At 74.6% G+C, this 20,364-nt stretch carries 13 protein-coding genes; 11 read left to right on the top strand and 2 right to left on the bottom strand.

The window, feature by feature from the left end:
* Positions 1–139: 139 nt before the first annotated feature.
* Entirely contained in the window at positions 140–1,240 is a 1,101-nt protein-coding gene (locus tag ABZ449_RS21975; protein WP_360348291.1) for a citrate synthase 2, read from the bottom strand.
* A 439-nt stretch (positions 1,241–1,679) separates the two neighbouring features.
* Here ABZ449_RS21975 and pdxH point away from each other — a divergent pair, with 439 nt between their 5' ends.
* From pdxH to ABZ449_RS22020, 9 genes are all read left to right on the top strand, one after another.
* Positions 1,680–2,312, top strand: coding sequence for a pyridoxamine 5'-phosphate oxidase (gene pdxH / locus ABZ449_RS21980; protein ID WP_360348331.1), 633 nt, complete (start codon positions 1,680–1,682; stop codon positions 2,310–2,312).
* A 143-nt stretch (positions 2,313–2,455) separates the two neighbouring features.
* Positions 2,456–2,647, top strand: coding sequence for an FxSxx-COOH cyclophane-containing RiPP peptide (gene fxsA / locus ABZ449_RS21985; RefSeq protein WP_360348294.1), 192 nt, complete (start codon positions 2,456–2,458; stop codon positions 2,645–2,647).
* Between the two features lie 287 nt (positions 2,648–2,934).
* On the top strand, positions 2,935–4,410 hold the full coding sequence (locus tag ABZ449_RS21990) for a TIR-like protein FxsC (RefSeq protein WP_360348296.1): 1,476 nt from the start codon (positions 2,935–2,937) through the stop codon (positions 4,408–4,410).
* Positions 4,400–8,413 carry an FxSxx-COOH system tetratricopeptide repeat protein gene (fxsT, locus tag ABZ449_RS21995; protein WP_360348299.1) on the top strand — a complete coding sequence of 1,338 codons (4,014 nt, stop codon included), beginning with the start codon at positions 4,400–4,402 and terminating at the stop codon, positions 8,411–8,413. The genes ABZ449_RS21990 and fxsT overlap by 11 nt, the downstream gene beginning before the upstream one ends.
* 35 nt (positions 8,414–8,448) lie before the next feature.
* Positions 8,449–9,639 (top strand): FxsB family cyclophane-forming radical SAM/SPASM peptide maturase, encoded by a 1,191-nt coding sequence (locus ABZ449_RS22000; RefSeq protein ID WP_360348302.1) that lies wholly within the window; start codon positions 8,449–8,451, stop codon positions 9,637–9,639.
* A gap of 161 nt (positions 9,640–9,800) precedes the next feature.
* Entirely contained in the window at positions 9,801–10,868 is a 1,068-nt protein-coding gene (locus ABZ449_RS22005) for an HEXXH motif-containing putative peptide modification protein (RefSeq protein ID WP_360348305.1), read from the top strand.
* Between the two features lie 381 nt (positions 10,869–11,249).
* On the top strand, positions 11,250–11,435 hold the full coding sequence (locus ABZ449_RS22010; RefSeq protein WP_355268748.1) for a hypothetical protein: 186 nt from the start codon (positions 11,250–11,252) through the stop codon (positions 11,433–11,435).
* A gap of 61 nt (positions 11,436–11,496) precedes the next feature.
* Positions 11,497–13,902 (top strand): FxsB family cyclophane-forming radical SAM/SPASM peptide maturase, encoded by a 2,406-nt coding sequence (locus ABZ449_RS22015; RefSeq protein ID WP_360348308.1) that lies wholly within the window; start codon positions 11,497–11,499, stop codon positions 13,900–13,902.
* Positions 13,903–14,060: 158 nt separating this feature from the next.
* On the top strand, positions 14,061–14,774 hold the full coding sequence (locus ABZ449_RS22020; RefSeq protein WP_360348311.1) for an AAC(3) family N-acetyltransferase: 714 nt from the start codon (positions 14,061–14,063) through the stop codon (positions 14,772–14,774).
* Between the two features lie 442 nt (positions 14,775–15,216).
* On the opposite strand, the gene ABZ449_RS22025 is transcribed toward ABZ449_RS22020, so the two are convergent.
* A complete protein-coding gene (locus ABZ449_RS22025; RefSeq protein WP_360348314.1) occupies positions 15,217–17,208 on the bottom strand; it encodes a sigma-70 family RNA polymerase sigma factor in 1,992 nt (663 codons plus the stop codon).
* Positions 17,209–17,358: 150 nt separating this feature from the next.
* On the opposite strand from ABZ449_RS22025, the gene radA reads away from it, so the two are divergent.
* Both radA and disA read left to right on the top strand, forming a co-directional pair.
* A complete protein-coding gene (gene radA, locus ABZ449_RS22030) occupies positions 17,359–18,882 on the top strand; it encodes a DNA repair protein RadA (protein WP_360348317.1) in 1,524 nt (507 codons plus the stop codon).
* Between the two features lie 200 nt (positions 18,883–19,082).
* Positions 19,083–20,141, top strand: a complete 1,059-nt coding sequence (gene disA, locus ABZ449_RS22035; protein WP_188306273.1) for a DNA integrity scanning diadenylate cyclase DisA — start codon at positions 19,083–19,085, stop codon at positions 20,139–20,141.
* The last annotated feature ends 223 nt before the right edge of the window (positions 20,142–20,364 follow it).

A 20,364-nucleotide genomic window follows, 5' to 3' on the forward strand; every position in this document is an offset into this window, starting at 1 on the left:
TACGGCCGTCCGCCCGCTGAGACTGTGATCACGGCCGCTCGGGCTCCCGCCGCGGGAACGCGACAGCGGGCCCGGCCGGAGCCGGACCCGCTGCTCAGGGGCACTGTCCGGACGCTCGTCCGGTATCCCCGGGAGGGGGTCAGTGGGCGATGGCGTCCCAGCCCTCGATCTCCTCGGGGCGGCGCGGGCCGGGGCCGACGTAGCGCGCGGAGGGGCGCACGAGCCGGCCCGTGCGCTTCTGCTCCAGGATGTGCGCCGACCAGCCGGCGGTGCGGGCGCAGGTGAACATCGAGGTGAACATGTGCGCCGGAACCTCGGCGAAGTCCAGCATGATGGCGGCCCAGAACTCGACGTTGGTGGCCAGCACGCGGTCGGGGCGGCGGTTGTGCAGCTCCTCCAGCGCGGCCTTCTCCAGTGCCTCGGCGACCTCGAAGCGCGGCGCGCCGAGCTCCTTGGCGGTACGGCGCAGCACCCGGGCGCGCGGGTCCTCGGCACGGTAGACGCGGTGGCCGAAGCCCATCAGCCGCTCGCCCTTGTCCAGGGCGTTCTTGACCCAGGCGGTCGCGTCGCCGGTGCGCTCGATCTCCTCGATCATGCCGAGCACGCGCGACGGCGCGCCGCCGTGCAGCGGGCCGGACATCGCGCCGACCGCGCCGGAGAGGGCGGCCGCGACGTCGGCGCCGGTGGAGGCGATGACCCGGGCGGTGAAGGTGGAGGCGTTCATGCCGTGCTCGGCGGCCGAGGTCCAGTAGGCGTCGACGGCCTTGACGTGCTTCGGGTCCGGCTCGCCGCGCCAGCGGATCATGAACCGCTCGACGACCGTCTCGGCCTTGTCGATCTCGCTCTGCGGGACCATCGGCAGGCCCTGGCCGCGGGCCGACTGGGCGACGTAGGACAGGGCCATCACGGCGGCCCGGGCGAGGTCGTCGCGGGCCTGCTCGGCGTCGATGTCCAGCAGCGGCTTGAGGCCCCAGACCGGGGCGAGCATGGCGAGTGCGGACTGCACGTCGACCCGGATGTCGCCGGAGTGCACCGGGATCGGGAACGGCTCGGCGGCCGGCAGGCCGGGGTTGAACTTGCCGTCCACCAGCAGGCCCCAGACGTGGCCGAAGGAGACGTTGCCCACCAGGTCGTCGATGTCGACACCGCGGTACCGCAGGGCGCCGCCTTCACGGTCGGGTTCGGCGATCTCGCTCTCGAACGCGACGACTCCCTCAAGCCCGGGTACGAAATCGGACATGCGACGGCTCCTTCAAGTTCTGCGATCGGCGCTCCGCCGTGGTGGGGCGGCACGCCAGTGACCGAATGGTGTTTGGCACTCGGTGCCAGAGTGACAGGCACGGGGTGCATTGCGCCATACACCACCGTGGTGATGTTTCCCGCGGACCCGCCCGAGTTCCCGGCCGCAGGGGCCGGTCGTGTCCGGGGAGGTCGTGGAACCCCTGGAATCCCCGGGAACCAAACGCCTGGTTCCGGACAATTCCCCGCAGGACGGGCGGCCAATCGGTGGCGGGTCACCTTATCTCCCACCGGGGTTTGTCCGGAGGTAGCGGTGCCCGCTGCTTGTCGTACGGGATGATGTTGGCGTGCAGACCCCGGATCGCGCCCAGTCGACGCCCCCGAGCCCCGCCAACCGGACCCTGGCCGAGGAGGCCCGCCCCGGCCCGGACCTCACCGTGATGCGCAAGCACTACAGCCACGAGGGCCTGGTCGAGGAGCAGCTCGCGCCCGAGCCGATCGGCCAGTTCACCCGCTGGTTCCACGAGGCGGACGACGCCGGGGTGGTGGAGCCCAACGCCATGGTGCTCTCCACCGCCGACGCCGACGGACGCCCCAGCTCGCGCACCGTCCTGCTCAAGGGCTACGACCGGCGCGGCTTCGTGTTCTTCACCAACTACGGCTCCCGCAAGGGCTCCGAGCTGGCCGCCAACCCGTACGCGGGCCTGCTGTTCCCGTGGATCGCGCTGGCCCGCCAGGTGATCGTCCAGGGCCGCGTGGAGAAGGTCGGACGGGACGAGACCGCCGCCTACTTCCGCACCCGCCCGCACGGCTCCCAGCTGGGCGCCTGGGCCAGCGAGCAGTCCAGCCCGGTCGGCGGCCGGGAGGTCCTCGAACAGCGCTACGCCGAGCTGGAGCGGCGCTACCCGGAGGGCGAGGGCGTGCCCGTCCCGCCGTTCTGGGGCGGGTACCGGGTGGTCCCGCAGAGCGTCGAGTTCTGGCAGGGCCGGGAGAACCGGCTGCACGACCGGCTCCGCTACGTCGCCGACCCGTCCAGCCCGACGGGGTGGCGGGTGGAGCGGCTCTGCCCGTGATCCGTTCGGCCCACAGGCTCCGCGCGGCGACCGCGCGGAGCTGATGGACCGTCACCCTCCGGTGTAGGATGCCCGTCGCGGACCTGCGCCGATGCACTTCCGGCGGGCATCCCGCTGTGCCGACACGATCGAGTGAGGGACTGATGAGCGTCACCGGTGCGGAAACCGCCGCTGGACTCGGCTCTGACCTGGTCGACGTCACCGCCCTGCCGCTCGACGAACTCGACGCCCTGCCCGACACCGTCCTCGGCGACCTGCTGCGCCGGGTGGTCGCGGACGCCCTGACCCCCGGCGCGGAACCGCTCGCCGCCTTCCAGTCGGCGCTCGACCGGTAGGGCCCGGCTTCGGCCCCCCGCCGGTGGGGTCCGTCCTCGGATCCCCGGCCGGCAGGGCCCGTCCTCGAACGCTCGTCGGCGCTGCTGGCGCTGCTGGCGCGCCCCGCGATCCCGTCCGCGCGCCCCCGGGCGCCGGAGCGCCCCGCGCTGCCCGAGTGCGCCTGACCACCGGCTAAACCGCCCAGGGCGCCCAATCCGCCAACTCGCCAGCGGGGCCGGGGGAGTTCACGACATGCTGGGGTATGAAACCAGCGCCGTCGCGGACCGTCGGGCACGGGGGGAAACAGGTGGTGGAGCAGGAACAGCAACGGCCGTACTTCTTCTTCAGCTACGCGCGTCGGGACTTCGAGGCCGAGGACGCGTTCGTCAACCAGTTCTTCAACGACCTGCGGGACGAACTCGGCCGCCTCCTCGGCGCGGCCGCCCGCGCCGAGGAACTCGCCTTCCGCGACACCGAGCAGCTGCGCCTCGGCGACGACTGGGCCGAGCGGCTGGCGACGATGCTGGGCCGCAGCCGGACCATGATCGCGCTCTACTCCCCGGCCTACTTCGCCAGCCTCTACTGCGGCAAGGAGTGGACCGCCTTCCGCGGCCGGGTGCGGCGCCACCACGAGGACACCGGGGAGCTCGTCCCGGCGCTGATCCCGGTGCTCTGGGAGCCCGTCGGGTCGGGGGAGCTCGCCGCCGAGGTGACCAAGGTCCAGTGGGTCCAGCCGGACATGGGCGACGCCTACGCCCGCCACGGCCTGCGGGCCCTGCTGCGCACCGCGCAGAGCGGGGCGTACGAGCAGATCGTCCGGGTGGTCGCGGAGCGGGTCCGGGACGCGGCCGCGCGCCGGCTCGGCGAGCTGCCCGAGTTCGACCTGGGCGCGGTGCGCGGCTACTTCCCGCCCCCGGCGACGCCGGAGCCGGCCCCCAGCCCCGGGATGGTGCGGCTGTTCATCGCGGCCGGCAGCGCCTCCGAGGCCGCCGCCGCGGGCGCCGCCGTGGCCGCCGTCGAGGGCGGCTCGTACGCGGGCGGCTGGTACGGGGCCAAGCCCTGGCACTGGGCGCCCTACTATCCGCCCAACCGGCCGTCCCTCGCGGCGCGCGCCCAGCAGGTGATCACCGCGGCCGGGCACACCACCACGCTGGAGGAGATCGGCCCGGGCCTCGGCGAGAAGCTCGACCAGGCCCGGGAGGACAGCCAGGTCAGCGTGCTCCTGGTCGACCCGTGGGTGGCCGGCAGCGGCCGCTACCGGGCCGCGCTGAGTGAGTACGACGACCAGAACCACCCGGTCACCGGCGTGGTGGTCCCGATCGGCCGCAGCGACCCGGACGGGGAGCGCGAAGCGCCGTGGACCGGCGTGCGCGGAGTGTTCCGCCGGAACTGGTTGCGCCGGAGCGACCTGGAGCACTTGTTCAGGGTGCGCGTGAACCAGGAGAGCTTCGACAGTGACCTCACCATCATGGTGACGGTCGCTCAGAACAAGCTCATGGACGACAACCTCGATTGGGGAGACGATGGCGCGGACGCCTTCGGCTTCGGCTCCGGGGACGACGCCTTCGGCTTCGGCGACGGCCCGGACATGCCCGGGCTGACCATCCCGGCCGGACCGCCCGGCCCGCCCGGCCCACCCGGTCCGCGCGGTCCCCGCGGCCCGCGCCAGAGCCCGCCGTCCGCGCGGCACCATCCCGATCCGGCTCCGAAGGAACTCCCCGGCCAGCGCCGGGGCCAGGACGACGCTGTCCCGCTGAGGGGAGACCAGGACGATGACCACTGAACCCGGCGCGGAGCCGGAGCGCGGCGGACCGGGATCGGTCGTCACGTTCTACTCCTTCAAGGGCGGCACCGGCCGCACCATGGCGCTCGCCAACGTCGGCTGGATCCTCGCCAGCCGCGGCCTGCGCGTCCTGGTCGTCGACTGGGACCTGGAGGCGCCCGGCCTCCACCGCTACTACCACCCGCTGCTCGTCGACCCGGAACTGCACTCCACCGACGGCCTGATCGACCTGCTGCGCTCCTACGTCAAGCAGGCGCTGCCCTCCGCCGTCGGGCCGGTCGGGCTCTCCCCGGCCGCCTGGCTGGACGAGCCGGGGCGGCTGGACGGCTACGTCTGCGGCCTCGCCCTCGACCTGCCGCCCGGCGGCCGGCTCGACTTCCTGCCCGCCGGCCGGCAGAACGCCGCCTACGCCGCCGCCGTCACCAGCTTCAACTGGCGCAGCTTCTACCACGGCCGGGACATCCGCGGCGGCGAGTTCCTGCGCGAGCTGCGCGACCGCTGGGCCCGCGGCTACGACTACGTGCTCATCGACAGCCGCACCGGCGTCAGCGACACCTCCGGCATCTGCACCGTCCTGATGCCCGACACCGTGGTGGACTGCTTCACCTTCAGCGCCCAGAACATCCGCGGCGGCGTCGACGCGGCCCGCGCCATCGCCGAGGCCGAGGAGCGGGCGATCCGGGTGCTGCCGGTCCCGATGCGGGTCGAGGACGCCGAGCAGGAGCGCCTGGAGGCCGGGCGCGACTACGCCCGCGAGGCCTTCGCCCCCTACCTCGGCCGCTGGCTGGCCGGCGACCGCCGGGCGGGCTACTGGGCCGACGTCGAGGTGCCGTACAAGCCCTTCTACGCCTACGAGGAGGTGCCCGCCACCGTCGCCGACCGACCCCAGGAGGCCCGCAGCCTGCTCAACGCCTTCGAGCGGCTGGCCGGTTGGATCACCGACGGTCAGGTCCGCACCCTGCGTCCGCTCACCGCCGAGACCCGCCGCCGGCTCTACGGCGCCTACCTGCGCTCCGCCCGCGCGGTGCCGCGCCAGGTGTTCGTCAGCTATGCCCCCGAGGACCGGATGTGGGCCGAGTGGGCCGCTGGGACGCTCACCCGCTTCGGCTACCAGACCTCCCTGCACAGCGCCGCCGAGCCGTACACCGGAACCCGTCCTCCGGAGGTCGCCGGGCCGGTCGAAGGCCAGGGCAGGCTGCTCGCGCTGCTGTCGCCCGAGTACACCGCACTGCCCCGCGCGGCCGAGGTCTGGCAGCTCCTCCAGGGGCGCGAACTCGCCTCCGGATCACCGGCGTTGGTCTCCTTCCGGCTCCAGGACTCGGACGAGCCGGTGCCCCGCCCGTTCGCCGGGCCGCCGGTGCCCGACCTGGTCCGCTCCTCCGCGGTCGGCGCCGAGTCCCAGCTCTACGCCGAACTCGGCCCGCCGCCCGGAAGCAACCGCCAACTCGACACCGACAGCGGAGAGTTCGCCGCCCCCGCGCGGTTCCCCGGCACCGCCCCGCAGGTCCAGGAGGCGCCCTCGCGCAACGCCGCCTTCATCGGCCGCGGCAAGCTGCTCGAACTGCTCCGCAACCGCTTCACCGGCGGGCCGGCCGCCGTGCTCAGCCAGGTGCTCTACGGCTTCGGCGGCGCCGGCAAGTCCCAGATCGCCGCCGAGTACGCGCACCGCTTCAAGGCCGCCTACGACGTGGTCTGGTGGGTGCCCGCTGAGGAGCCGGCCAACATCCCGCAGAAGCTCGCCGAACTGGCGCCCAGGCTCGGCGTGCCCACCAGCGACGACGTCGCGCACACCGCCGCCGCCGTGCTCGACGCGCTGCGCCGCGGCCAGCCGTACCGCCGGTGGCTGCTCGTCTTCGACAACGCCGGCACCCCCGAGGAGCTCGCCCCCTGGCAGCCGGCCGGCTCCCCCGGCGGGCACGTGCTGATCACCTCCCGCAACCAGGGCTGGGCCCGGCACGCCGGCCTGGTGGAGGTCGACGTCTTCCTCCGCGAGGAGAGCGTCCGGCTGCTGCGCCGATTCAACGGCGGCCTCTCCTCGGAGGACGCCGACCAGGTCGCCCACCGCCTCGGCGACCTGCCGCTGGCCGTCGGCCAGGCCGCCGTCTGGCTCCAGGAGACGTCGATGCCGATCGCCACCTACCTCGAACTGCTCGACGAAGAGCTCACCGAGATGCTGGAGCGCACCCGGCTGCGCGCCGCCGACTACCCGCACTCGGCCGCCGCGACCTGGCGCATCTCGGTCGAGGAGCTGCGCCGGATGAACGCCCCGGCCGCCCAGATCCTGGAGATCTGCGCCTTCTTCGGCCCGGACGCGATCCCGATGCGGCTGCTCTACAGCCGGGCCGTCACCCGCGCCCTGCGGCTGCCCCCGCGCGCTCCCCGCGACAAGCTCGCGATCGGCGAATTCCTGCGCGCCATCAACCGGTTCGGGCTCGCCCGCACCGACCAGGGCAGCGAGACCATCACCGTGCACCGGCTGGTCCAGGCGGTGCTGCGGGACCAGGTCGAGGAGGAGCGGCGGGCCGAACTGCGCGGCGTCGTCCACGCCGCGCTCGCCACCGCCAACCCCGGCGACCCGGACGTGCCCGCGAACTGGGCCGAGTACGCCGAACTCCTGCCCCACCTCTGGCCGTCCGGGGCGCTCGACAGCGCCGACGAGGACGTCCGGCAGTGGATCATCGACTCGGTCCGCTACCAGTGGAAGCGCAGCCTGCACGAGTCCGGCCGCGAACTGGCCGAACGGACCCTGGAGCACTGGCGCCAGGACGGCTACGGCGGTCCCGGCTTCGACGTCGACAACGACGCCCAGACGCTCATGCTGCGCACCCAGCTGAGCAACATCCGCCGCTCCCAGGGCGCCCTCCAGGAGGCGTACGAGATGGACCGGGACATCCTGGAGCGCTTCACCGCGACCCTGGGACCGGAGCACTCCCACACCCTCGCCGTCGCCAACAGCCTCGGCGCCGACCTGCGCTTCCTCGGCCGCTACGACGAGGCCCGGGCGCTCGACCGCCGCACCCTGGACGCCGCCCGGCGCACCCTGGGCCCGGACCACCCGCGCACCCTGATGATCACCAACAACCTCGCCGTCTCCGACTACCTGGCCGGCGACCGCCGGGCCGCCCTGGAGCGGCACCGCAGCAACTACCTCCAGCAGCGCGACGCGCTCGGCGCGCACAGCCTCTACGCGCTCTCCTCGGCCTCCAACTACGCCCGCGACCTGCGCGAGACCGGGCGGCTGCGGGAGGCCCTGGACCTGCTGGAGGAGACCGTCCGGATCTACCAGCAGACCATCGGCGACAGCCACACCGACACCCTGCGCGCCCGCAAGAACCTGGCCGTGGCGCTGCGCCGGGCCGGCCGGTACCACGAGGCCCTGGAGATCGACGAGGACATCTACCAGCGCTACCTGGACATCAACGGCGCCGAGCACCCCGACACCCTGGCCGCCGCCACCAACCTGGCCAGCGACCTCAACGCGCTCGGCGACACCGGGCGGGCGATCCCGCTGGCCGAACGGGCGCTGGCGCGCTACCGCGACTACCTGGGCGAGAACCACCCGGTGACGCTGGCCGGTGCCAACAACCTCTCGGTGTACCTGCGGCTGGCGGGGCGCACGACGGAGGCGCGCGAGCTGTCCGGCCGCACGCTGGCGCAGTTCCGCACCGTCCTCGGCGCGCAGCACCTCTACATCCCGATCGCGATGATGAACCACGCCAACGACCTGTCGCTGGGCGGGGAACTCCAGGCCGCGCTCGACCTGGAACTGGAGGCCGCGCCGCTGATGACCGAGGCCCTCGGCCAGGACCACTACGACTCCATCGGCATCAACTCCAACCTCTCGCTGTCGCTGGCCGCCCTCGGGTACGGCGAACGGGCGGCGGAGCTGCGGGCGGACTGCATCCGGCGCGCCCGGGTCACCCTGGGGGAGGAGCACCCGACGACGATCGCCGTGCGGGCCGGGACGCGGCTGGACTCGGACGTGGAGCCGCCGCACGTGTGACGGGCAGTCAGTCCGCTTGCCCTAGGCTCACGGGCATGGTGCCGTTCCGGCAGTTCCTGCTGAAGATCCACAGTCGGTGCAACCTGGCCTGCGACTACTGCTACGTGTACGAGGGCGCGGACCAGAGCTGGCGCGGGCGGCCGCGGCGGATGGAGCTCGCGACCGTCCGCCGCACCGCCCGGCGGATCGAGGAGCACGCGGCCGAGCAGGGGCTGGACGGGGTGTCCGTGGTGCTGCACGGCGGCGAGCCGCTGCTCGTCGGCGCTGCCCATCTGGACGCCCTGCTGCGCGAGTTGGCGGCCATTCGGCCCCGCGTGCGGTTCACCGTGCAGACCAACGGACTGCGGCTGCTGGACGAACCGGCCCTGCTGGACGTGCTGCACCGCCACCGGGTCGCGGTCGGGGTCTCGCTGGACGGCACCCGGGCCGGCCACGACCGGCACCGCAGGCTGCCGTCCGGCGCGGGCAGTTGGGCGCGCACCGCCGAGGCGGTGCGGCTGCTCGGCTCGGACCGGCACCGGGAGCTGTTCGCCGGCCTGCTCTGCGTCGTCGACCTGGAGTCGGACCCGGTGGCCACCTACGAGGCGCTGCTGGAGTTCGCGCCGCCCCGGATCGACCTGCTGCTGCCGCACGCGACCTGGCGGGAGCCGCCGCCGGGGGTCAGGCCGCGTCCGGTGCCGGACGAACCGCCGTGGGGCGAGCCGCGGTCGGGCGTGGAGCCGTCGCGCGTGGAGCCGGCGCCGTACGGGGAGTGGCTGATCGCCGCCTTCGACCGCTGGTACGGCGCGCCGCGCCGGGAGACCGGGGTGCGGCTGTTCGAGGAGCTGGCGGTGCTGCTGCTCGGCGGGCGGGCGGCCAGCGAGGCGGTCGGGCTGGCGCCCGTCGACCTGGTGGTGGTCGAGGCGGACGGGACGATCGAGCAGGCGGACAGCCTCAAGGTGGCCTACCAGGGGGCCCCCGGGACCGGCCTGGACGTGTGGCGGCACGGCTTCGGGCGGGCGGGCATGCACCCGGCCTTCCGGGCCCGCCAGCGGGGCCTCGCGGGCCTCGGGCCGGTCTGTGCCCGCTGCCCGCTGGCCCGGGTCTGCGGCGGGGGCCTGTACGCGCACCGGTACGCGGGGGACGGCTTCGGGCACCCGTCGGTGTACTGCGCGGACCTGGACCGGCTGATCCGGCACATCGCGGGGCGCCTGCGGGCCGGGGTGGCGGGGCTGGTGCGCGGCTGAGCCGGGTGCGGCCGGCGGCGGTCGGGCTCACCCGTCCGGGTCATGCCCGGCCGCCGTCCGGCTGATCCGCCCCGGCGCGGGGAGACTGCGGGCGGGCCGGACGGGTTGGGCGATGGGCCGGCCGACCGGGCCGGAAGCCGCACACACGAGGAGGAGGACCGGTGGCGGGTACGGGCGAGGTGGTGGCGGCCGGGGTACCGGGCGCCCGCGGGGCGGACGGGCTGCCCCGGCACGGCGTGGACCGGGAGACGTTCCTGGCGGTCGCGGGCGCGCGCGGCGGTCCGGAGGCCGTCCGGCTGCTGCGCGCGGGGCAGTTGAGCAAGCGGGCGCTGCTGCTGCTGGCGCTGCGGCGGGCGGCGCCGGAGCACGACGGCTACCGGGAGGCGTACGCGCGGGTGCGGGCGCTCCAGCGGGACGACCGGGCCGGTTGGGAAGAGGCTCTGCTGCGACCGGAGTTGGACGCCTGGGCGGCCGACTGCCTGCGCGGCGCGGCGGCGGGGGAGGGCGTTCCGCTCGGCGGGCTGGGCGAGTTCCTCCGCCCCGACACCGGGCTGCGGCTCCGGCTGGAGTGCGACGGGCTGCGCTGGACACCGTCGATCGACCACACCGGTCCGCGTCGGGTGGACTACGGGCGGCCGCTGGCCGGGCCGCTCGCGGAGGACGAACTCGGTCTCTGGGAGCAGCGGTTGGCCGAGGCGTGGGACGTCCTGGTGCGCCGGCACCGCCGTCATGCGCGGGCCGTCGCGGCCTGCGTGACCACCGTCGTGCCGCTGCGGCCCGCCCCCGGCGGGGAGGCGGTGAGCGCCGCCGCCCGGCGGGCGTACGGCGCGGTGGCGGCCTCGCTGCCGGGCGATCCGGTGCTGCTGGCGCTGGCCCTGGTGCACGAGTTCCTGCACGTCCAACTCGGCGCCCTGCTGGACCTGGTGCCGCTGCACCGCCCCAACGGTGCGGCCGTCTACCACGCCCCCTGGCGGCCCGACCCGCGCCCGGCCGGGGCGCTGCTCCAGGGGGCGTACGCGCACCTGGGTGTGGCGGACTTCTGGCGGGCGGAGGCGGCCGCCGGGTCGGGCGACGCCGCCCGCGCGCACGGGGAGTTCGTGCGCTGGCGGACGCACACCCTGGCCGCCGGGGAGACGCTCCTGGGCTGTGGCGAACTGACATCGAGCGGGCTGGAGTTCGCCCGGGAGATGGTGCGGGTCGTCCGGAGGCTCGGAGAGCCGGGGGAATGAAAGCCGGGCATCGGACGCTTGGCCGGATGGCGTGCTTGTCGGGGTGCGTCCCGGGGCACTCCGGGGGTGTGTCCAGCTGCTCGTCCCGATCCTCGTCCCGGTGCGGGTCTCGGTGTCGGTGCCGGTGTCGGTCGTGCCGGTCCCGGTCGTCGCGGGGCCCGTCCCGGTGGCGCGCTTCGGCGTGCGCCAGGGCGAAGTGCGCGACCGCTGAACGGGTGAATTCTGGGGCCTCAGCGCGCTGTCGTGCGACGTCGGCCGCCTGGGGAGCCCAACGTGAGTCCGCAAGGTGCCGCGCGGAGTCTTCGCGGGCACTACATTTGGTCGCAACCGGGTGGGCTTACCCACCCTCGGCAGGTCCTAACCGCGCCTAAGGAAACGAATATGACTCCGGTAACCAGCACCAGGCCGGCCGGCAAGCTCACTGACCCTCAGGAGACGCCGGAACGCCCCTCCCTCGCCGATCTCGCCGCGCTCGGCGCGGAGGAGCTCGCCTCCCGGCTCCAGCGCGCGCTCCCCGGCGCGGAATCCGGCCTCGTGCCGGTCGCCGCCTTCAACTCCTCGATCTGACCCGGCCCGGACCTCCGAGCGGAACCCAGACCGAGCCGACCGAACCGAACCGAACAGTTCCATGACGACGTCGATTCCGCTGCCGTTGACGCAGTTCGTGGTCAAGATGCACAGCAGGTGCGATCTGGCCTGCGACCACTGTTACGTCTACGAGCACGCGGACAGCAGCTGGCGTTCCCGGCCGAAGGTCATCGCGGACGGGATCATGGCCAAGGCCGCCGAGCGCATCGGCGAGCACGCGGCCGCCCACCGGCTGCCCGCCGTCCGGGTCGTCCTGCACGGGGGAGAACCCCTGCTCGCCGGCCCGGACCGCTTGCGCCGCGCCGCCGGGACGCTCCGGGCGGCACTCCCGCCCGGCTGCGCGCTCGACCTGCGCATCCACACCAACGGCGTGCTGCTGGACCGGAACTTCTGCGCGCTGTTCGCGGAGCAGGACATCAGGGTCGGCATCTCGCTGGACGGCGACCGGGCCGCCAACGACCGCCACCGGCGGTTCGCCGACGGACGCAGCAGCCACCCCCAGGTGCTGCGGGCGGTCACGCTGCTGAACGAGCCCGAGTACCGGCACCTGTTCGCCGGGCTGCTGTGCACGATGGACGTCGAGAACGACCCGGTGGCCGTGTACCGGGCGCTGGCCGAACTCCGCCCGCCCGCCGTGGACTTCCTGCTCCCGCACGCCACCTGGGACGAGCCGCCCAAGCGCCCCGCCGCGCTCGGTGCCACCCCGTACGCCGACTGGCTGCTGACCGTCCACCGGCTGTGGGAGGCGGACGGACGGCCGTTCGCCGTACGGACCTTCGAGTCCGTGCACCGGACCCTGCGGGGCTTCTCCAGCCTCACCGAGTCGCTCGGTCTGGAGCCCTCCGACCTGGCGGTCCTGGAGACGGACGGGACCTTCGAGCAGGCCGACAGCCTGAAGACCGCGTACGACGGCGCGCCCGTCACCGGCATGAACGTCTTCGCGCACAGCCTCGACGACCTGGCCCGCCACCCCGGCATCGCCGCCCGCCAGTCCGGCCTGGCCGGACTGAGCGAGGCCTGCCGCGCCTGCTCCGTGGTCCGCTCCTGCGGTGGCGGGCTGTACGCCCACCGCTATCGGAGCGACGATGGAGGAGGCAGCTTCGACCATCCCTCCGTCTACTGCGGTGATCTCATGACGTTCATCAACGGCATTGCGGGGAACGGGAGTTCGACGGGCGTTCCGGCGCAGGCGGCCGAGGCCCCCCGGCCCGGCGCCGAGCCGCTGCTGCCCGGCGCGCTCACCCCGTCGCAACTCGACGAGCTGGCGCGCGGATACGGGAGCGCGGAGACCGTCGCCGCGCTCGGCCGCTCCCAACTCGCCCTCACCCGGGCGATGCTGGCCGCCGCCTGGGACGCCTCCGGACAGGGGCGGGCCGAGGCGTGGGCCCTGCTGGCGGAGCTCGACGCGGCGGCCCCCGCCGCCGTGGACGCCGTGCTCGCCCACCCGTACGCCCGCGCCTGGGCGGCCCGCAGGCTCGCCGGGGACCTCCCGGTCGGGCTCGGCCCGCTGGCCGCGCTCGCCGCGGCGGCCGCGGTGCGGGCCGGACGGGGGGACGCGGTGCCGGTGCCGGTCCGGGGCGGGTGGCTGCACCTGCCGACGCTCGGCCGGATCGCCGTACCCGACGGCGAGGCCGTGGTCACCGGGCGGGTGGACGGGTTCGAGGTGCGGGCGTCCGACGGCACGGTGCGCACCGCGCTGGACGAACCGCTGCGTCGGGTCCGGCTGGCCGGCGGCTGGACGGTCGCCCTGGAGGACGCCGACCCCCTGCGCGACTGCCACGACCACCCGGTGGCGGAGCACCTGTCCGAGAGTGAACTCCTCGACTGGACGGGCGCGTTGCGCGAGGCCTGGGAGCTGCTCGGGCGGGACCTGCCCGGGTACGCCGAGGGCATCCGGGCAGGCCTGGCGACGGTCACCCCGCTGCGGCCCGGCCCGACCGGCCGGGACGTCAGCTCGGCGGCCCGGCAGGCGTACGGCGCGGTCGGCATCGCCCGGCCGGCCACCGCGCCGACCCTCGCCCTGCTGCTCGCGCACGAGTTCCAGCACGTCAAGCTCGGCGCCGTGCTGGACCTGACGGACCTGTACGACCGCGCCGACACCACGCTCTACTTCGCCCCCTGGCGGCCCGACCCCCGGCCGCTCGAAGGGCTGCTCCAAGGCACCTACGCCCACCTGGCCGTCACCGAGTACTGGGGCACCCGCACCCGCGCGTACGACGGACTGCCGGGCGCGGCCGCCGACCTGGCGCGGGAGCAGTTCGCGCTCTGGCGGCGGTACACCGCCGAGGCCGTGGAGCGGCTGGCGTCGTCCGGGGCCCTGACCGGGACCGGCTCGCGCTTCGCCGACGGCATGCGTGCCACCGTGGCACCCTGGCTCGACCTGCCGCTGCCCGCCGCCGCCGAGCAGGCGGCCGACCGGGCACGGCGGGAACGGGCCCGGATCTGACCTCCCACTCGCGCCGCCCCGGGTCCCCCCTCGCCCGGGGCCATCAACCCCGGGGAAACGCCATCCTCACCGAATCCCGCGCCGGCAGCGTCGCCGTCGCCTCCCCCGTCCATCCCCTCGTCCGTGACTTCGCCGACCTCGGGGTCCGCCCGGGCACGGTGCTGCACGTCCAGGCGTCCCTGCGCGCCCTCGGACCGGTGCCGGGCGGGGCGGCCGGTGTGGTCGGGGCCCTGCTCGAAGTCCTGGGCCCCGACGGCACCCTGGTCGCCTACACCGCGACGCCCGAGAACTCCGCCACCTCCCGCCTCCACCAGTCCGCCACCGCCGGGCTCTCCCCGGCGGAGACGGCCGGCTACCAGGCCCGGATGCCCCGCTTCGACCCGGCCACCACCCCGGCCTCGCCCTCCGTGGGGGCGCTGTCGGAGGCGGTCCGCACCCACCCGGGCGCGCTGCGCAGCCACCACCCGCAGACCTCCTGGGCGGCCGTGGGCCGGCTCGCCCGGGAGATCACCGGCCACCACCCGCTGACCTCCCACCTCGGCCCGGAGTCGCCGCTCGGTCGGCTCTACGACCTGGACGCCCGGGTGCTGATGCTCGGCGTCCCGATGGACCGCTTCACCGCCTTCCACCTGGCCGACCTCCGCATGCCCGACGTCCCGGTGCGCGAGTACCGCTGCGTCGGGACGGACGGCTGGACCACCTTCCGGGCCCCCGACCTCGACGACCTCCACTTCGGCCGACTCGGCGCCGAAGTCCTGCGCACCGCCCACGGCATCGCCACCGCCCGCATCGGCACCGCCGACTGCCGCCTCGTCCCGGTCCGCGAGGCCGTCGACCTCGCCGAAACCATCCTCCGCCGCAACCACCCCTGACCCCCGCCGTAGTCCCTGCCCCCATTCCCATCGCGTGCGCGAGAAGTCGGCCGGCCCGACTTCTCGCGTACGCAGCGACGCCCTCTCTGCCGAGAGGGACGAAGACGCCCGTGCCCCAGTCCGCCGGGCGCCCGGACCGGAATGGCACCCAGCGCAGGAAGTCGGCTTGGCCGACTTCCTGCGCACAAGGGGAGTAGTCCATGTCCGAGTGCCCCGGCGGGCTGACCTTGCGGCGCAGGAGAAGTCGGTCGGGTCGACTTCCTGTGCGTCCTCGGCGCGGCTCTCCGGTGGAATATGTAGACCGGTCTACATGGCCGCTGATGCCGGACCCCCTTGAGCGTGAGAAGTCGGCGGGGTCGACTTCTCACGCACTCGGGTGCCCCTGCGCCTCGGCGGGCCCGAGGGGCGACCAGGTGGTGGCGCGGGCGAGTCGTACGGGCTGTCACTGCCCCGAGGGGGAGGCCGTGGCCGTGGTGGTGCCCGATGGGTGCGGCGGGGTGGCCGTGTCGGAGGGGGACGGGGAGCCTGTCGACGGGCCGGACGGCGATGGGGTCGACGTGGGCGAGGCGCTGGCGGAACCGGTCGGCGTCGGCGTGGAGGACGAGGACGGCGAAGGCTCGGCCGGGGCGGAGGTGGAGCCGCCACGATTGTGGGGCCCGCCCTCGAGGGTGACCACCGCCTGCGAGGGCGGCAGCGCGATCCGGGCGGTCCAGTGGGTGGCCGGAGCCTGGTCCTCGTCCACGGTGACGATCACGGTGATCCGCTGGCCGGGCGCCAGGGCACCGGAGTCGCGGCTGAGCCGGAGCCAGCCGGAGTCCGTCACGGCGTGCCAACGGATCTCCGTGGTGCCGGAGTTGGTGAGGGTGAGGACGGTCCGGTTGCCGTACTCGGCGGCCTCGACGGTGAGCAGCCCGACCGGGGCAGGCTCGCCGGTGCCCGTGGCGGAGGCCCGGTCGACCGCCGGCGCGGCGACCAGGGCCGGGCTGCCGAGCGGGGTCGTGCCGTGGGCCGGGACCGGGATCACCGCGCCCTGGAAGGTGAGCCGTGGAAAGCCGGGAAGCAACGTTTCTGCACCGTCCACACCAGCGCCACCCGCGAGCATCCCCGTCCCGGCTCCGGCTCCCGCCAGCTCCAGCCCGGGCGTGCCGGACGCACCCGATCCCGTCGGGCCGCCCGAGGCGGGCCGTGGCTGCTGCCCGCCGGGCCGCCCGGCCTCCTCCACCCGCACCGCCGACACCGAGGCCGCCGAATCCGATCCGCCGTCGCCCCGGTGCCCGGCCCAGAGCGCGATCACCGGCGCAGCCAGTACGGCCGCGAGCACCCCGGTGGTCACCACCCGCCGGCGCACCGCCAGCCCGCGCCCCGCGTCCGGCGCCCGGTGCCGGGGGAAGCCGCTCTGGTCGAAGCGCAGCCCCGGCACTGCCACCCGAGCCGCCGCCACCCGAGCAGTCGCCGCGCCGGTGGCCGCGCCGGCGAGCGCGCCAGTGGCAGCGAGCGCCCCGCGGGCGTCCACCGGAGCCCGCAGCAGCGCCAGCCCCGACAGCCCCGCCGCACCCCCCGCCGCCTCGTCGGCGGCCACCCGTTCCGCCGTCCCCCGGCAGGTCGGGCAGTCCACCACGTGCTGCACCAGCTCCCGCCGCAGTGCCGGGCCGAGCACCCAGTCCCGCCAGGACTCCGCCCCGGCTCCGCCGAGCCGGTCAAGCTCCGGGCAGCTGCCCACGCCGAGCACCAGCAGTGCCGCCCTGGTCCGGGCCACTTCGGTCTCGGCCCCGGCCAGCAGCGCGCGGGTCCGCTCGAACGGCAGGCCCAGCACCGCCGCCACCTCCAGCGGGGTCAGCCGGTGCCGGACGGACAGCTCCAGTGCCTCGCGCTGTTCCGGGTCGGTGCCGGCCGCCTCGGGCCAGGCGAGCGAGGAGAGCTCGCGCCGCCGCCGGGCCGCCTCGGCCTCGTTCCCCTCGACCGTTCGCTCGTCCCCGGCCGTCCGCCCGGTGTCGCCCCCGGCCACCGTCGGGCCACCCTCCGCGAGCCGGCGCAGGCAGCAGTACCGGGCCAGCGAGAACAGCCAGGCGCGCAGCAGCCCGGGCTCGGCCAGCCGTGCGCCGTACCGCCGCGCCAGTTCGCGGACCTCGCGCAGGGCGTCGGCGGCCGCGTCGTGCTCGCAGAGCACCGAGAGGCAGTAGGTGAACAGGCCGTCCGCCTGCCGCTCGTACGCCGCGAGCGCGGCGGCGGCCTGCGGCCCGACAGCCCCGGCCCCGTCAGCATCGGCCGGCCCGGCAGCCCCGGCCGTCCTGGCCGTCCCAGCAGCCCCGACCGTCCCGGTCAGAGCGCTCGGCCCGCTGGGCCTCCCCGACCACCCTGGCCACCCCGGCCACCCCGACTTGCCGGTCCTGCCCGGCCCGACCGCCCCGGTCGGCCCAACGGTTCTCGTCGTCACCCGTCCGACGGTAGAGAACGCGGTCGGCTGACTCCGACCATTCCCCGCGTATGTACTTCTTTCGGGTAACAGCATCGCCCATCTGTATGGATGCGAGGCGAGCCCGCCGACGGACCGTCGTTGTCACACCCAGGCGCTACGGTGGGCCGCATGCCTCCGCGTTCCAAGACCACCGCCAAGCCCCGCCCGGCGTACCGCTGCACCGAGTGCGGCAACCAGCTGCCCAAGTGGGTCGGCCGCTGCCCGGAGTGCAACGCCTGGGGCACGGTCGAGGAGTACGGCGCGGTGCCGATCCGCACCACGGCCGCCGGCCCGGTCAGTGCGCCCGCCCGCCCGATCGCCCAGGTGGACGGCCAGGTCGCGACGGCCCGTTCGACGGGCGTGCCGGAGCTGGACCGGGTGCTCGGCGGCGGCCTGGTGCCCGGCGCGGTGGTGCTGCTGGCCGGGGAGCCCGGTGTCGGCAAGTCGACCCTGCTGCTGGACGTCGCCGCCAAGGCGGCCACCGCGCAGCACCGCACGCTGTACGTCACCGGCGAGGAGTCGGCCGGCCAGGTCCGGCTGCGCGCGGACCGGATCAACGCGCTCTCCGAGCACCTCTACCTCGCCGCCGAGTCCGACCTGGGCGCGGTGCTCGGGCACATCGAGGCGGTCAACCCCGGCCTGCTGATCCTGGACTCGGTGCAGACCATCGCCTCCGCCGAGCTGGACGGCGCCCCCGGCGGCCCGGCCCAGGTCCGCGAGGTGGCGGGCGCGCTGATCCGGGCGTCCAAGGAGCGCGGCATGGCCACCCTGCTGGTCGGCCACGTCACCAAGGACGGTCAGATCGCCGGTCCGCGTCTGCTGGAGCACCTGGTGGACGTGGTGCTGAGCTTCGAGGGCGACCGGCACGCCCGGCTGCGGCTCATCCGCGGGGTCAAGAACCGCTACGGCGCCACCGACGAGGTGGGCTGCTTCGAGCTGCACGACGAGGGCATCGTCGGCCTGGCCGACCCGTCCGGCCTCTTCCTGACCAGGCGTGACAAGCCCGTTCCCGGCACCTGTCTCACCGTCACCCTGGAGGGCAAGCGCCCGCTGGTGGCGGAGGTGCAGGCGCTGATGGTGGATTCGCAGATCCCCTCGCCTCGGCGCACCACCTCGGGCCTGGAGTCCCCCCGGATCGCGATGATCCTGGCGGTGGTCGAGCGGCACGGCGGGGTGAAGCTCGGCAAGCAGGACATCTACACCGCGACGGTCGGCGGCGTGAAGCTGAGCGAGCCCTCCGCCGACCTCGCGGTGGCGCTCGCGGTGGCCAGCTCCTCCACCGACACCCCGCTGCCCAGCAACCTGGTGGCGATCGGCGAGGTCGGCCTGGCGGGCGAGGTGCGGCGGGTGACGGGCGTGCAGCGGCGGCTCGCCGAGGCGCACCGGCTGGGCTTCACCCACGCCCTCGTCCCTCCGGACCCGGGCAAGGTGCCGCCGGGCATGAAGGTGGTCGAGGTGGCCGACATCGGCGAGGCGCTGCGGGCCATCCCGGGCCGCCGCCGCTCCGCCGCCAAGCCGCGCACCGAGCCGCGCGGTGAGGCACCGTCGGCGCCGCCCGCCCCGCGCTCCTCCCGGGCCACGGAGCGTCCCGCGGCGTACCCCGAGGAGCTGATGGACGGCTGGGAGCCGCTGGACTCCGACGAACTGCGCTGACCCAAGCCCTGCCGAAGCCACACACAGTTAGACTTTCCCCAGTCTCATTGGCCAGAAGGCAGTACCGAGCGGTACTGAGCGACAGAGCAACAGACCGCGGACCGGCGCACGGCGTGAGGCGCGCGGCACGGGTCGACCGGAGGAGTCACGTGGCAGCCAGCGACCGGGGGGCGGACAAGGCCTCCCGCGAGGAGGCCCTGCTGCGGGCCTCCCTCACCGCCATCGCGCCCGGTACCGCGCTTCGTGACGGCCTGGAGCGGGTCCTGCGGGCCAACACCGGCGGTCTGATCGTGCTGGGCTTCGACAAGACCGTCGAGTCCCTGTGCACCGGCGGCTTCGTCCTGGACGTCGAGTTCAGCGCCACCCGGCTGCGCGAGTTGTGCAAGCTCGACGGCGCGGTGGTGCTCGACAAGGACATCACCAAGATCGTCCGGGCCGGCGTGCACCTGATGCCGGACTCCACCATCCCCACCGACGAGACCGGCACCCGCCACCGCACCGCCGAGCGGGTCAACCGGCAGACCGGCTACCCGGTGGTCGCGGTCTCGCACTCGATGCGGCTGATCGCGATGTACGTCAACGGCACCCGCCGGGTGCTGGAGGACTCCACCACCGTCCTGTCCCGCGCCAACCAGGCGCTGGCCACCCTGGAGCGCTACAAGCTGCGCCTGGACGAGGTGGCCGGCACGCTCTCCGCGCTGGAGATCGAGGACCTGGTGACGGTCCGGGACGTCACCGCCGTGGCCCAGCGCCTGGAGATGGTCCGGCTGATCGCCACCGAGATCGCCGGCTACGTGCTGGAGCTCGGCATCGACGGCCGGCTGCTCTCGCTCCAGCTGGACGAGCTGATCGCGGGGGTGGAGCCGGAGCGCGAACTGGTCGCCCGGGACTACTTCCCGGAGCGGGCCGCCAAGAAGGGCCGGACGGTCACCGAGGTGCTGGCCGACCTGGAGGCGCTCACCCACGCCGAGCTGCTGGACCTCCAGACCGTCGCCAAGGCGCTCGGCTACTCGGGCTCGCCGGAGTCGCTGGACTCCGCCGTCTCGCCGCGCGGCTACCGCCTGCTGGCGAAGATCCCGCGCCTGCCCAACACGGTCATAGAGCGCCTGGTCGAGCACTTCGGCGGCCTCCAGAAGCTGCTCGCCGCGAGCATCGACGACCTGCAGACGGTCGAGGGCGTCGGCGAGACCCGTGCCCGCTCGGTCCGCGAGGGCCTGTCCCGCCTTGCCGAATCGTCCATCCTGGAGCGCTACGTCTGACCCGACGCAGCGGCAGTACGGACACCCGAACACGGCGACGGCCCCCGGGGGAAGCATCCCGGGGGCCGTCGCCGTGTTCGCACCGAACCGCACCCGCCCCCGTACACGGCGGAGCCCCCGGCCGCACGCTTGGGTTCTAACGGTCGTCGCAACACCCCAGCTCAAGGTGTGCGATGGACTTCAAGATCCGTAGGGACCGGAAGCCGCAGGGGCCCAGGAAGCT

This window comes from Kitasatospora sp. NPDC005856 (assembly GCF_040629945.1).
Classification (GTDB): Bacteria; Actinomycetota; Actinomycetes; order Streptomycetales; family Streptomycetaceae; genus Kitasatospora.

What these genes read in the sequence shown, in the direction of transcription:
- ABZ449_RS21975 (WP_360348291.1), bottom strand. Translation starts at nt 1,240, where the DNA reads ATGTCCGATTTCGTACCCGGGCTTGAGGGAGTCGTCGCGTTCGAGAGC.
- pdxH (WP_360348331.1), top strand. Translation starts at nt 1,680, where the DNA reads ATGCGCAAGCACTACAGCCACGAGGGCCTGGTCGAGGAGCAGCTCGCG.
- fxsA (WP_360348294.1), top strand. Translation starts at nt 2,456, where the DNA reads ATGAGCGTCACCGGTGCGGAAACCGCCGCTGGACTCGGCTCTGACCTG.
- fxsT (WP_360348299.1), top strand. Translation starts at nt 4,400, where the DNA reads ATGACCACTGAACCCGGCGCGGAGCCGGAGCGCGGCGGACCGGGATCG.
- ABZ449_RS22000 (WP_360348302.1), top strand. Translation starts at nt 8,449, where the DNA reads ATGGTGCCGTTCCGGCAGTTCCTGCTGAAGATCCACAGTCGGTGCAAC.
- ABZ449_RS22010 (WP_355268748.1), top strand. Translation starts at nt 11,250, where the DNA reads ATGACTCCGGTAACCAGCACCAGGCCGGCCGGCAAGCTCACTGACCCT.
- ABZ449_RS22015 (WP_360348308.1), top strand. Translation starts at nt 11,497, where the DNA reads ATGACGACGTCGATTCCGCTGCCGTTGACGCAGTTCGTGGTCAAGATG.
- radA (WP_360348317.1), top strand. Translation starts at nt 17,359, where the DNA reads ATGCCTCCGCGTTCCAAGACCACCGCCAAGCCCCGCCCGGCGTACCGC.